Origin of the sequence: Acinetobacter populi (assembly GCF_002174125.1) — a bacterium.
GTDB lineage: Bacteria > Pseudomonadota > Gammaproteobacteria > Pseudomonadales > Moraxellaceae > Acinetobacter > Acinetobacter populi.
In genome coordinates, this window is record NZ_NEXX01000001.1 from 847,859 (window position 1) to 861,770 (window position 13,912).

Here is a 13,912-nt window from a genome sequence, read left to right on the forward strand (position 1 = left end):
AAAACCTATTTACCATCAATAATGCGGTGGCTTATTGCTTAATGGATCAAAAGGCGCAATGCCTTCAGAGAGATCGGATGCCTCAACACGTTGATACAATAATTGCATTTTCTTGTTTAAATCGGCAATTTCGGTATTCTGCTGCGCCACTTGATCGTTGAGTTGCTCAACTAAATCATCTAAAAATGCAATTCTTACTTGCAAATCTTCTATGAGTTGGGACAATGGCGCATGGTCATCATGGGATGGCGATTTTGACATTTTGTCGCTCCTGAAAAACGAGTTCTAAAAGTTGGGTTTAAAATTATGGCTTACATTACTTTACGAGATGTTCACTTGGCATTCGGTGGACCCGCCTTGCTTAATGGAGCAAATTTTACCTTAGAACGTGGCGAACGTGTGTGTTTAATCGGACGCAATGGCGAAGGAAAATCCACTTTACTGAAACTCATTGATGGCAGTTTACAACCCGACACCGGTGAAGTATCCATTCAAAATGGTGTACGTATTGCCATGCTGGCACAAGACGTGCCTATGTCCTCCGGTCTGGTCGCCGATATTGTCGCCGATGGTGCCGGAGAAGCTGCCAAAGTATTGAAACAATATCATGAAGCCAATAATGCCTGTGTATTGGGTGATCTGGATGCATGTGATCGCATGGGTGAACTTCAGCACCAACTAGATCAACTTGATGGCTGGTCACTGGAAAATCAGGTCAATACCATTTTGGCAAAAATGGGACTTGATCCCAATGCCGATCTTGCCGATTTATCCGGTGGACGTAAACGTCGTGTACTTCTCGCACGTGCCCTGCTGACCAAGCCTGATGTATTGTTACTGGACGAACCCACCAACCATCTGGACGTAGAGAGCATCGAATGGCTGGAAAACTTTTTACTCGAACAGCACAATGTCACACTATTATTTATTTCCCATGACCGTTCTTTTGTTGATCGCCTATCAACACGTATCGTCGAACTGGATCGTGGTATGTTACGCAGCTTTGAAGGTAATTATTCCCGTTATCTTGATCTTAAAGCACAACAACTCGAAGCCGAAGAAAAACAAAATGCTCTGTTTGATAAAAAGCTGGCTGAAGAAGAAACATGGATTCGACAAGGCATCAAGGCACGTCGCACCCGTAACGAAGGACGTGTACGTGCATTAAAAGCACTGCGTGAAGAGTCCAAAGCCCGCCGCTCACAACAAGGCAAAGTCAATATGGGCGCACAGGAAGCCAGTCGTTCCGGCAAACTGGTGTTTGATATCGAGCATTTAAGCGTCAGTTATAATGAGCAAACCTTGATTAAAGACTTCTCAGCCATCGTCATGCGTGGTGATCGTATTGGTCTGGTTGGCGATAACGGTGTCGGTAAAACTACACTGGTTAAAGCGATTCTGGGTGAAATACCGCATCAAGGCACAGTCAAAACCGGGACACAACTGGAAATTGCTTATTTCGACCAATTGCGTAATCAATTGGATCTGGAAAATACCGTTGCCAATAATGTCAGTGAAGGTTCTGATTTTGTCGATGTAAACGGTCAGCGTCGTCATATTTATAGCTATTTACAGGATTTCCTGTTTGCGCCGGAACGCGCCCGCACACCAGTCAAGGCATTGTCCGGTGGTGAACGTAATCGGGTATTGTTGGCCAAATTATTACTTAAACCCTCCAACCTGATTGTCATGGATGAACCGACCAACGATCTGGATATGGTGACACTGGAATTGCTGGAAGAAATGCTGGCAGAATATAAAGGCACATTATTACTGATCAGCCATGACCGTGCCTTTATGGACAATGTGGTTTCATCAACTTGGGTGTTTGATGGCAAAGGCCATATTCAGGAATATATTGGTGGTTATCAAGATTATTTACAGCAACGTCAGCGTATGCTGGAACAGGCTGCAAGCAAAGTCAATAAAAGCACGACAAGTGAATCTGGCAAAGAAAATGCCAACAATAAACTATCTAAAAAAGTAAAATTAAGTTATAAAGATCAACGAGAGTTAGATCAACTTCCAGAACTGATTGCTGCATTAGAAAACGAACAGCAAACATTGGAAGAAAAGCTTGCTGATGGTTCATGGTTTATTAATGATCCAGAACAGGCAACAGAAGCGGCCACTCGCTTGGCGGAAATAGAAGAACAGTTATTGGAAAAACTAGAACGCTGGACTGTATTGGAGAGTCAGCAACAAGGAGAGTAATCGTGAAAATTGTCTATGGGGCAATCTTAATTAGTACGCTAGGGCTGGCTGCATGCCAGTCCACACCCAATCCCAATCAACCGCAGTTACAAACTCAAAAAATCTATCATGCACCTGCACAGATTTTTGATTTTGACCTCGGTAATAGCGCCTTACGTGGCAAATTGCAATTAAAGCAATCCTGTGATGTGATCGGGACCAGTCTGGATATTCGAGATCAGTTAAGCCAGCAAGTTCGGATTGATACCTTTAATCTACGCAACAATCCCCAATTCAATCTCACTGCACAAAGCAGCCTCAAACATATTGCCGAACAATTACTTTCGCTCTATCAACAAAAATACAAGGCCAATCTGCTTGGCGCACCGCAATATTATAAAACCACGCAAAATGAAGTGGTGGTAGGACGCTTGCAAATCGGACAACAACCTATCGACATCGCCATACAAACTGCTTATGATTATGCTTACGTCATCACCCTAAATAGTCCCTTACAACAAAGCAATCCGCAAAATACACAACAACAGCTACAAATTTTGTTAAAATCACTCTATATTCCTGGCAGCAAGATCACCAGCAGCAAAGCAACAGGCAGCACGAGTGACTTACCGATTGCCTTTGATTTAAGCAATCATGATGCAAATGCTCGCCGTAACTGGCAAAAAACGTATTGTTTATGAGTGACTCCACACAACACACCTCTGCACGTCCATATTTTCGATGGTCATTCCTTTTGCCACAATATTGGGGCATCTGGATCGGTCTGACCTTTTTAATGTTGCTGACCATTTTGCCATGGTTTGTACAGCGAAAAATTGCTCATACACTGGCTGCGCTTGCATGGAAAACCCTGAAATCACGTCGAGAAACCACCCTTCGTAATCTGGAAGTCTGTTTCCCGGAATGGTCCCCCGAACAAGTTCAACAACAAGCCTATCAGGTTTTTATCGACATGATGCTGGGTGTATTTGAAACACTTAATGCCTGGTATCAACCATCGTGGTACAAAAATCGTGTATCCATTGAAGGACTTGACGCATTACATGCTGCACAAAAAGATGGACATGGCATTATTCTTTTGGGTTCGCACAGCACTTTGCTAGATGCTGGTGGTTATATCTGTAGTTTATATTTCAATCCCGATGTAGTGTATCGTCCACAAAACAATCCCCTACTTGACTGGCTAATCTATACTGCCAGAGAACCGATCTATGGTGAACAAATTGACCATGATGATCTGCGTTTTCTGGTGAAGCGTTTGAGACAAGGGCATATTATCTGGTATTCACCTGATCAGGACTTTGGTTTAAAACAAGGCGTGATGGCACCATTTTTTGGTGTACCTGCCGCCTCAGTCACCGCCCAACGTCGTTTGGTTAAAGTTAGTAAGGCCAAAGTATTATCGGTACATTTTTATCGTATCGGCGAAAAAGACCCGAAATATCAAATCATCATTGAACCTGAATTGGAGAATTATCCAACTGCGGATGAAGTGGCTGATGCAACCCGAGTCAACCAACTATTAGAAAAACAACTGCTTCGTGCCCCAACACAATGGATGTGGTTTCACCGTCGTTTTAAAACACGACCTAAAGGTTATGAGAAGATTTATTAGGATTATATTGCTGCATTAAAGAACAAACCAAATATTGCAAAAATTTCGGATTATAAAGTTGTATCTCAGATTTTGTCGCTGACGATGAAGCACATTCAATACCCACAAATTTTATTTGCTCATGTCTAAGAAAAAATAAACCCTCAATATCGAGGGTTTATTCCTAGCATAAATTAGTCTTCTTGATCTTCTACAAACTCTCTAAAATCTGCTTTGCGAATCATGGCATGAATTCCTTTGGTACGATCAACCACTTGAGATACCTGAAAATCAGTCGCTGCACTTAAATAAGCATAAGCAAGTGCTTCATCAATACCAAATTCATTTTTCAAAAATGCAATTGCCTCTCTGGTCGATTTTTTCATCGCCTCATCTAGATCAGGATCTAGTCCTGGTGTAATCCAAAATTCCGCATTTTCAGCTAAAGGCTGTTTGATTTCCTTACCTGGAATTTTATCTTTACCTGCTTTCAACAAGGTAATTTTTAAAGTGGCACGTGCAGAACCTTCCAATGCAGTCAATGCAACCTCTCCATCACCCTGCACAAAATGGCTATCCCCTATATAAAATAAAGCACCCGGTACCAGTACTGGATAATAAGCCGTTGCACCAGCACCTAACTCATTAATATCAATATTCCCCCCGAAAAATGATGGCGGAATGGAGTTGATGGGTTCGGCAGTATTGGCTGCAACGCCCATAATTCCCATAAATGGAAATAATGAAAAGCGAATCGATTTGCCATTTTCAGTTTTAATGACCCCTTCATATTCGCCCTTGTCATTTTTCTCAATCGGCGTGAAGACGGATACATTACCAAAAGTTTCCGGATGATTGACATCAGGATTTTCACTTGCTGGTGTTTTAGGATATTCCCCTGGTAATGCACCTTTACCATGTCGATTTGAAATCACACCATATGGCACGCGAGGTTCGACCTTGAGCACTTCTACCTTAAGTACATCACCCGGCATTGCACCTTGAATCGCTACCGGACCGGTAACAACGTGTGGACCATCTTTAAAGAAATCACGTTTAATATTTGATTTTGTAATTATTTTTGCTTCATCTAAAATATATTCGGGTTTCACGCCTTTGGAAGTAAAATATTTTTCTGCATCACGGCCCTGATCTTCCAATAAGCCTTCATGCGAAACAGTATCAAAGGTAACTGTGCTGCCTGAAGGCACTGTTAAAACTGGTTTTGATAGTTTATTCGGCAGATAACCCCAAGTAATAGTAGAAAGTGTTGATGGTACATAATAATTGCCTTTGTAATCCCCGCTTTTTAATAAGGTTGGTTTATCAGAAATTTGTTTTAAAACTTTAAAATCTTCAGCATGGGCAGAAATATTAAAGAACATGGAGCCACACACAGCAATTGCCAATAAAGATTTTTTCAACATATAAACCTCTTAAAATAATAAATAAAACAAAGCACTATGTTTTAGCAATAGTCGTGCCAGATTATTTTCTATTTTCCTAAAGACTCATCAGATGAATTGCACTACAAGTGTGCATTTTAGATATAATTTGAATATTTTGCCCTTTTCCATTAATGTATGTAATAGATCATATGAATAGACTAAACCTTACTTTAAATTCAAATGTTAGTAAAATTACTAAACTTACATGAAAAAAGTTTAGCATACCTAATAAATTATTTAGGCTAGAATATTGATTATCAATGAAAGAAAGGTGATTTTTTAAATACTAGGTAAAATATTATGAAATTTAGATATCTTATTTTTTTAGCCCTTTATATTCAGAATGTGCAAGCTGATTATTTAGACGAGGCACTTTCTGATCTAAGAAGTGGAAAAGCACCCTCCTACACTCCATATCAACCTAAATATACAAATACTTATCAAAACAACAGTATTGAATCATTAGCAACGAATATTGGTAGCTCAAGAGGTCCAACACATGGTTCAACAAATTGCTATTATGAAACAGCAACTGGCTTTAGATTTAGTTTCATCATAAATAATACTACATGTCCACGATCAGTTTATATTAATGATAAGGGTCAGATACGATATTAAACTAATAAAAGAGAATATTTATATAGACAAACATAACTTTGTTGTATAAATAAAGGACATTCAAAAATCTAGCAAATTGGCTGACACAGATTTTTGAATGCCCTCCAAAATTTAAATACCCTCACAACATCAAATAATCTAATTAATTTTTTACTCTAGAGCACTTAAGACTTCTAGTGATATTTGGAGATTTTTTAAAGTTTTTTGAGCAACCTCGGTTTGAGTAGAGTACTCTCTAGCATTTTCTTTTATTTTCCTTAACGCAGACCTTAACTCGCATAATTCATTTAAAAAATCATACTCTATTTCAGCTGTTATAAATTCATGATTACAAGAAGTACACATTCTTCCTCTTTGAAAAAACTGTATATCAGGATGACCTATTATCTGCATTTGCTGAGTATAATCTTTTGTATCATAGGTAATATATGTTACAGGTATGGCTTTACAAACCTTAATTTTTTTACATATAGGACAATATATTTTTGTTCCTCCTGTTGATGACATATTTCCCTCTAAAAATTATACTGTGCTTACTTTATAATACACTACTTCAATTTTTAAATACAACAACTTAATCAACACATAACCCGAGTTGAACTTCCTGTTCAAACTCGGGTAATATGCGGTTGTGCTTGGCGTTTTTTGTTTTCTCTGGTGTCCATTCCTCATCAAATCCATGATGATTTTCCATTCAGCTCCTGTCGATCCCTGTTGAGAAATATCCGTTTCTCATCTCCTGTGCTGATAAACATAGAATAGAAAAAATCATGCGCTAAAAGAAGTCGTAAATTACAGCAGCTCTTGTAAGCCAAAACGTACAAAATCAGCCCTTTATCAGTGGATCTTGTCCAACAATAATTTCATCCTCTATATTTTTCTCAGATTTTTCAATTCCTTGTTTAATTTTATCCTGCGCTTCCTGTTCATCAGATTCCGTCTGTTCTAGTTCCTGTTGCTGTGCCTCAAATTTCCGTCCCGTTTGCAAAACCGTATACACAGGAAAATGATCAGATCCCATATGAGGCAAACGTTGCATGGTCACCAACGCAAAATCCGTGCTATGAAATACATGGTCCAATGACCAGCGTAAAAATGGATAATCCGCATGAAAGGTGTTGATAAATTTTCGTCCGACCCGTGGATCAAGTAATCCACTAATGCGCTGAAACAATCGTGTTGTGCGGGACCAAGCCACATCATTTAAATCACCCATCACAATACAGCTTTGGTCAATATCTTTAATAGCATCACCAACAATCAATAATTCCGCATCCCGAAGTGTCGATTCCTGTGCTTCTGTTGGACTTGGTGGTTTTGGGTGCAGGCAATATAAATCAACAGGCTGACCAGAACGTAAAAACACCGTGGCATGAATAGAAGGAATTTCATCACTGAGTAAAAATTTTACTTCAACATGTTTTAATTTAAGTCGGCTATATAAATGCATACCATATAAATTATCTAATGGAACCGGAACACGATAAGGATAATCCTGCTCCAATACAGACAATGCTTTTTCCCATGTCCTATCTGTTTCCAATGTTAGTACCAGATCCGGTTGTAATGTCTGTATTTGCTCAATCAATAAATGATATTGGCGATTGGGCGTTAACACATTGGATACCAAAAGTGAAATTTGCAGGTCTGGATTTAATTCATTCTTTTTGACCGATTGTACCTGTTTTTTCCAGATAAAAGTATAAGGCAAGACCATTTTTAGCTGATAGGCCATGGCCGCCATCAATAAGATTAAAATCAGATAACGCCATATATTCCATTCACTGGGCCAAAACAATAACCCAATGAAAGCGATGCCGCCCAATGCCAAAATTTGTAAGCGTGGAAAATCTGTTCCTCTAAACCACCATTCATCTCGTGGAATCAATGACCAGAATGTCAGCCAAATAGACAATATGGCCAGAATTTCAAAAATTAGCATTCTTCCCCCAGAAGCAATATATTATTTTTATCAAAGTATTCAGGGACTACTCACTGCATTTATGAATAGCGATAACCCTTATCATCGAATAACACATAGCAGTAGTGTATCGCAATAATATTGCTGTTTTGATTCTGTATATGCTGTGCAGATGCTGTTGCTTTTGCTACACTTGAAGCCCTTTTAAAGTATTTTATAACCTGAGGCAAGATGACATGAAAGTAGGTCTGGTTGGCTGGCGTGGGATGGTAGGCTCTGTCCTGATGCAACGTATGGTTGAAGAAAATGATTTCGAACATTTCGAACCATTTTATTTTTCAACCAGTAATGCAGGTGGTGATGCACCTACATTCGGTGGCAAGACAGCGCCTGCTTTGATGGATGCTACAGATATTAACAGCCTAAAAAATATGGACGTGATTATCACCTGTCAAGGTGGTGATTATACTTCTGATATTTTTCCAAAATTGCGCAACGATGGCTGGAAGGGTTACTGGATTGACGCAGCAAGTACCCTGCGTATGACAGATGATGCCATTATCGTACTTGATCCTGTAAACCAGCATGTCATTAAAGATGGCTTAAGTAGTGGTGTTAAAAACTTTATTGGCGGTAACTGTACCGTATCTCTGATGTTGATGGGCCTAGGTTCACTATTCCAGCAAAATCTGGTGGAATGGATGACTGCAATGACCTATCAGGCAGCATCGGGTGCAGGCGCACAAAATATGCGTGAATTGATCACTGGTATGGGCTATTTATATAACAATAGCAAAACCTTACTGGATGATCCAAAATCTGCAATTCTGGACATTGACCGTCAAATTGCAGACTTACAACGTGGCGAAGGTTTCCCAAAAGCAAACTTTGGTGTGCCTCTGGCAGGATCGTTAATTCCTTATATCGATAAACAACTGGAAAGCGGTCAATCCAAAGAAGAGTGGAAAGCGCAGGCAGAAACCAACAAAATTCTGGGTAATTCACAAATTGTACCAATTGACGGTCATTGTGTCCGTATTGGTGCTATGCGTTGTCACTCTCAAGCATTGACCATCAAACTACGCCATGATGTACCACTTGATGAAATTGAGGATATGATCGCACAGTCCAATCCATGGGCCAAAGTGATTCCAAATACACGTGAAGCGTCAATGACTGACTTAACACCAGTTGCCGTGACAGGAACTTTATCTGTGCCTGTTGGCCGTTTACGTAAATTAAATATGGGTAAAGAATATCTTGGTGCATTTACCGTGGGTGACCAATTGCTCTGGGGTGCCGCAGAACCATTACGCCGTATGTTACGTATCCTGATTGAATACCAACAAAAATAATTTTTTAAGGTTACTTGCTCTCGGGCGAGTAACCTTATAACTTATCCATTGCAACAATATAAAATTTATAAACGGATGTACTATGGGATTACATTTTAAATTCGGGGTATTTTTCATTGGGGTAAATTTACTCTTCCCATCTTTTGCCCAAGCTCTGGTGATTGAGCCTGTAACGATTGATTCCTCACAAGGTGAACCACTCTATGCAGAAATCCCTTTTTACCATGCCGAAAGTAATACACCCATCAAAGTATCGATTGCACAACCCTTTGAAATGGGACGTCCTGAAGTCATTAACCAGAATCAATTTTCACATTTAAATTTTTATATCCGTCAGAATTCACAAGGCGATGGTGTGATTGTCATCACCTCCTCGCGCCCAATTCAAGAAAATAATATTGATATTGCACTCAAAATCATCGATGGTGGGCAAACCCGCTTTCAACAAATCCGTGCTAGATTGCCAAGTCGCATTGACCGACTACAGGCAACCTTAAATGCAAAACCGCTACAACCTAAAATTATTCAAAATGAAAATGATATTGCGTTAAATTTGCCAACGGCAGGCACAATATCAAGTACACCTTCCAGCCAAAACAACACAGATCAAGCATTGGTGGTTCAGCGCACTGCCCCACCGCCATTATTAAAAAATAATAGCATCAGTAAAAGCAGTTCTGCTCCGGCACTAGTTGTCACAGCCCCATCGCCACAATCCGTATCTGTGAATGGAAAAGAAAATATTGTGGCATCACAGGCACGCAATGGAGATACTCAAACGGCTTCTGCTCCAATGACAGCCCAGAAGACAACACCACAGTCACTCCAGACTGATCAGGCAAACGCCTCAAACTTGAGCATTGATGTGACACGTCGTGCTACCAATGACTCGAACAAACCTGTTCAAACCACAGCTACATTATCTTCTGACACGATGCTAGCAAAACAGCCAAATACCTCGACCTCTATTAAAAACAATCAGACACCTTCAAATACGAACACAACATCAAAACCTCGTGATACATCCAGTCATTTGGTCAAAGCCAATGAATCCTTGTGGAGTATTGCAATAAATATTGCACAACAACAAAATATTCCCGTGCAACAGGTGATGCAACAAATTCAAGCCCAAAATCAGCATGCATTTATTAATGGCAATGCCAATCGCTTAAAACAAGGCGTGGTACTCAATCTTCCTGGTAATTATCCTGTCAGCACAACACAGGTAAAAAAACAACCGACAAAAACGGAGCAAGTTCCCGCTCTGGCAAAAAATCAATCACAGCCACCGATTGCCCAGAAACAAACCGATGCACATATGAGTATTGTCGCCAATGATAAAGGTGCGATACAAGGCAGTGATAAAAACAGTGCTGAAAGCAAACAACGCCATGAACTTACAGTACAGGTTCAACAACAACGGCAAGCTGCACTTGGATTACAAAATAATGTACTTCAACTCGACCAGCAGCTTAGAAGTAAAGAGCGTCGTATTGCCTTACTTAATGCCAGATTGGCCGAATTGCAACAACAGTTAAAATCAAAAGAGGCTGGACAGAAAGATGCGAAAACCACATCGCACACCACCTCAAAATCACAAAGTATCGTGCCCGCACTGATTACAGGAACAGTTATTGCTTTTGCAGGATTAAATTCGGACTTTGCAATCACCACATTGCTTCAGGAGCTTGTCTAGCTATGTCTATTACAATTATTGTCATCTTGGTTATTGCAATTGCAGTATTACTGGTTGTTCGTTCAAAACAGGGGCAAGATAAAGCCCCAGCAAAAAAAACGACGACCAGTAACAATAAAAAAGTTGCGAAAACCCCAAGCAAGAATACAACGCCAACCAAAGCGACTAGCACATCAACTCGGTCTGAAGCGCCAGCAAAAGCAAAAGTAGATCTTGATAATTTATTGGCAAAACTGGACTTGCTGATTGCTGATCGGGAATATGCCAAAGCAGAAGGCTTAATCAATCTATCATTAAATCAGGATCCAAATTTACCAGAGCTGTATTTTAAACTACTTAAACTGTATCAATTACAAAATGATGATTTTGCCATCAAACAATTATTTGATACTGTACAAAAACTGAATTTAAACGAAGTCTATCAACAGCTCTTTAGTGAACATGAAATATTCAAAGAAGAGCAACTACTGGTACACAAATCCACACCAAACTCTGCCTCACCTGATGTCATCGAATTTGTAAGTCCGAACATCCCCAAGGCATCAGAGCCATCACTTGATAATGCCAAGCACATATCCCAACCCGTTGAGAAAAACACGCATATTGAACAAAACAATACTGTAGAGTTTGATAGCCTTGCGTTCACACCAACATCACATGATACAGTACCAGCCACTGTAGACAATAGCCTTGATTTCCATAGTACGATTAGCACAGAAAAAGTAGATGAACCTGCACTTGAATTCAAATTCGAACCACCCACCCAGTCTGAAGCAAATCAAGATACGTTAAGTCATCAAGCCCCACTGACATTTACACTTGAGGAACAACCACTCGCTCAACCTGCCCACAATCCACTTCCAGAGTTTGAATTTAAACTAGAAACAGTCCCACAACCGCAAACTATTGAAGAAATTCATCTGGAAGAACCTTCTGCTGTTATAGTCCCTCCAGCTCAAGTCGAGATATCACTTCAAGCTGAACCAAGTCGTACTGTTTATGCCGATCCAGAAGACCCGATTGTTCAGGCATTCCCTGTCTTAACGAATCTTAATCCAGTTGATCTGGATATCGATCTGGCAGAGCAATATATTCGTTTGGGTGAATACCGAGCTGCAAAACTCATCCTAGGTGAACAACAAACCAATGTTTCCGATCAACAAAATATAAAAATTGAACAACTCTTACAAAAGATCGCCTAATTAAAGCAAATCTTGTTAAAATAAGCAGTTTCTAAAACTGCTTATTTTTTTATGAATAAAATCGCCATTGTTTATATGGGGGGTACATTCGGTTGTGTGGGCTCACCTTTAACTCCCATGCCAGCACCAGATTTTCTAGAAAAACTACAGCAGTTATATTCTTCAAGAACGCAGCAACTGGATTTTTTTGCGGCACCAGTCATTAAAGACAGCAGTGAATTAAATGCCAGTGACTGGATGGAATTAAGTTTTTTTATTCAAAAACTTAGCAAGCAATATCAAAATTTTGTATTGATCCACGGAACTGATACCTTACATTATGCAGCTGCGTTTTTGCATCATATTTTTGCTGATAACATTCACCTGATTATTACTGGCAGTCAACATCCACTCTTATCACAAAATGGTAAGAATCTCTATCCAAATTCTGATGCATGGGAAAATCTAAATTTTGCATTAAACTCAATTTCAACGCTAAAAGCAGGCGTTTATCTCGGCTTTCATCATGCGCTTTATCATGCCAATAGCTGCTATAAAATCCATACACAGGAATTAAAAGCATTTTCAGGTTTAGAAGTCAGTGTACATTCCGCCAGTCATAGCCTGAAAGCATTACAATATTTAAAACCTGCCCATCTTGAGCTTGCCAAGAATATTCGCATACTCAATTATTACTTATCACCCGATAGTGCAGACAATATCGTGCTGAACCTTCAGGCATTCACGCATAATCCACCCGATATTCTTATTTTGCAGGCATTCGGTTGTGGTAATTTACCTTATACAGAAAAATTAAAAACATTGCTCAATACGCTGATACAAAAGCAATGCTGGATCATCCTCAGCAGTCAGGTTTTATATGGTGAACTTTCCCATCAATATGCTGCTGGTTCATGGCTGGCCGATCTCGATCTGGTCTTTGATCCGCATCATAGCCAAGCAGATCTCTATGCTCGTGCAGTGTTACTTTATCTACAATATCATCAACAGCAAAACTGGCAAAAATACTGGTCAATTTAAGGATTCATCATGCAGCGTTATGCAATCGGCATTGAGTTTTGTGGCACCCGTTTTAAAGGCTGGCAAACACAGCAAAGTGGTGTACGCAGTATTCAACAAACCATTGAACAGGTTCTAAGTAAAATTGCAGATGAACCGATCACAATTCATGGTGCAGGTCGTACCGATGCTGGTGTACATGCGACCAATATGGTTGCACATTTCGATACGCATGCGATTCGTCCAGAACGCGGCTGGTTGATGGGTGCCAATTCACAATTGCCAAAAGATATTGCCATTCAGTGGATTCAACCAATGGATATGGACTTCCACGCGCGTTTTAAAGCCTGTGCGCGTCGCTATCGCTATGTGGTCTATCATGCGCCACATCGTCCTGCATTATTATGGGGACAGGTGACCCATGCCTATTATCCGCTGAATATTGCAAAAATGATTGAAGCAGCCAAAAAATTCGAAGGCACACATAATTTTGAAACCTTCCGTGCTGCTGCCTGTCAATCCAATCAGCCAGTGCGGCATGTCAAACATTGCCGTTTATTCCAACATGGTGCTTTTCTGGTATTGGATATTCAGGCAGATGGTTTTCTGCATCATATGGTGCGTAATATCATGGGATGCCTACTGGAAATTGGGCAGGAACAATATGATATTGACCATATTGACACCATGTTTGCAGCACAAGACAGACGTGCAGCCGGTGTTACCGCCCCACCTCATGGCTTGTATTTTATCCATGCCGATTATCCACCACAATTCCAGTTACCTAAAAGACCTCTTGGCCCACTTTGGCTGAATCTACCAGAATAAAAGCCATTTTTGCATGCAACCGCAAAAGCGAGATATG

12 protein-coding genes are annotated in these 13,912 nt (G+C 40.1%); 8 read left to right on the top strand and 4 right to left on the bottom strand.

Annotated features, from left to right (window positions below; translation table 11 throughout):
• Window positions 1–15: 15 nt before the first annotated feature.
• Window positions 16–261: a SlyX family protein gene (locus tag CAP51_RS03905; RefSeq protein WP_087619430.1), complete on the bottom strand. Its 246-nt coding sequence runs from the start codon at window positions 259–261 to the stop codon at window positions 16–18.
• 45 nt (window positions 262–306) lie between these two features.
• Here CAP51_RS03905 and CAP51_RS03910 point away from each other — a divergent pair, with 45 nt between their 5' ends.
• Genes CAP51_RS03910 through CAP51_RS03920 form a run of 3 tightly spaced genes read left to right on the top strand, consistent with a single transcriptional unit; the run spans window position 307 to window position 3,829 of the window.
• Window positions 307–2,214, top strand: a complete 1,908-nt coding sequence (locus tag CAP51_RS03910; RefSeq protein WP_087619431.1) for an ATP-binding cassette domain-containing protein — start codon at window positions 307–309, stop codon at window positions 2,212–2,214.
• Window positions 2,215–2,216: 2 nt separating this feature from the next.
• Window positions 2,217–2,894 carry a hypothetical protein gene (locus CAP51_RS03915; RefSeq protein WP_087619432.1) on the top strand — a complete coding sequence of 226 codons (678 nt, stop codon included), beginning with the start codon at window positions 2,217–2,219 and terminating at the stop codon, window positions 2,892–2,894.
• Window positions 2,891–3,829, top strand: coding sequence for an LpxL/LpxP family acyltransferase (locus tag CAP51_RS03920; protein WP_087619433.1), 939 nt, complete (start codon window positions 2,891–2,893; stop codon window positions 3,827–3,829). Before CAP51_RS03915 ends, CAP51_RS03920 begins: the two co-directional genes overlap by 4 nt.
• Before the next feature lie 173 nt (window positions 3,830–4,002).
• Here CAP51_RS03920 and CAP51_RS03925 read toward each other — a convergent pair whose 3' ends face one another.
• The 3 genes from CAP51_RS03925 to CAP51_RS03940 all read right to left on the bottom strand — a co-directional run bounded on the left by CAP51_RS03925 (window position 4,003) and on the right by CAP51_RS03940 (window position 7,816).
• Window positions 4,003–5,193: an acetamidase/formamidase family protein gene (locus CAP51_RS03925; RefSeq protein ID WP_425426757.1), complete on the bottom strand. Its 1,191-nt coding sequence runs from the start codon at window positions 5,191–5,193 to the stop codon at window positions 4,003–4,005.
• A gap of 831 nt (window positions 5,194–6,024) precedes the next feature.
• Window positions 6,025–6,381, bottom strand: coding sequence for a hypothetical protein (locus CAP51_RS03935; RefSeq protein ID WP_087619436.1), 357 nt, complete (start codon window positions 6,379–6,381; stop codon window positions 6,025–6,027).
• Between the two features lie 319 nt (window positions 6,382–6,700).
• The gene (locus CAP51_RS03940; protein ID WP_087619437.1) at window positions 6,701–7,816 is read right to left on the bottom strand and encodes an endonuclease/exonuclease/phosphatase family protein; all 1,116 of its coding nucleotides are present in this window, start codon (window positions 7,814–7,816) and stop codon (window positions 6,701–6,703) included.
• Window positions 7,817–8,031: 215 nt separating this feature from the next.
• On the opposite strand from CAP51_RS03940, the gene asd reads away from it, so the two are divergent.
• From asd to truA, 5 genes are all read left to right on the top strand, one after another.
• Window positions 8,032–9,150 (top strand): aspartate-semialdehyde dehydrogenase, encoded by a 1,119-nt coding sequence (gene asd / locus CAP51_RS03945; protein WP_087619438.1) that lies wholly within the window; start codon window positions 8,032–8,034, stop codon window positions 9,148–9,150.
• Window positions 9,151–9,232: 82 nt separating this feature from the next.
• Window positions 9,233–10,846, top strand: coding sequence for a type IV pilus assembly protein FimV (locus CAP51_RS03950; protein ID WP_087619439.1), 1,614 nt, complete (start codon window positions 9,233–9,235; stop codon window positions 10,844–10,846).
• A gap of 2 nt (window positions 10,847–10,848) precedes the next feature.
• Entirely contained in the window at window positions 10,849–12,048 is a 1,200-nt protein-coding gene (locus CAP51_RS03955; RefSeq protein WP_087619440.1) for a hypothetical protein, read from the top strand.
• Window positions 12,049–12,099: 51 nt separating this feature from the next.
• Entirely contained in the window at window positions 12,100–13,068 is a 969-nt protein-coding gene (locus CAP51_RS03960) for an asparaginase domain-containing protein (protein ID WP_087619441.1), read from the top strand.
• A gap of 9 nt (window positions 13,069–13,077) precedes the next feature.
• Window positions 13,078–13,875, top strand: coding sequence for a tRNA pseudouridine(38-40) synthase TruA (gene truA / locus CAP51_RS03965; protein ID WP_087619442.1), 798 nt, complete (start codon window positions 13,078–13,080; stop codon window positions 13,873–13,875).
• Window positions 13,876–13,912: the final 37 nt, after the last annotated feature.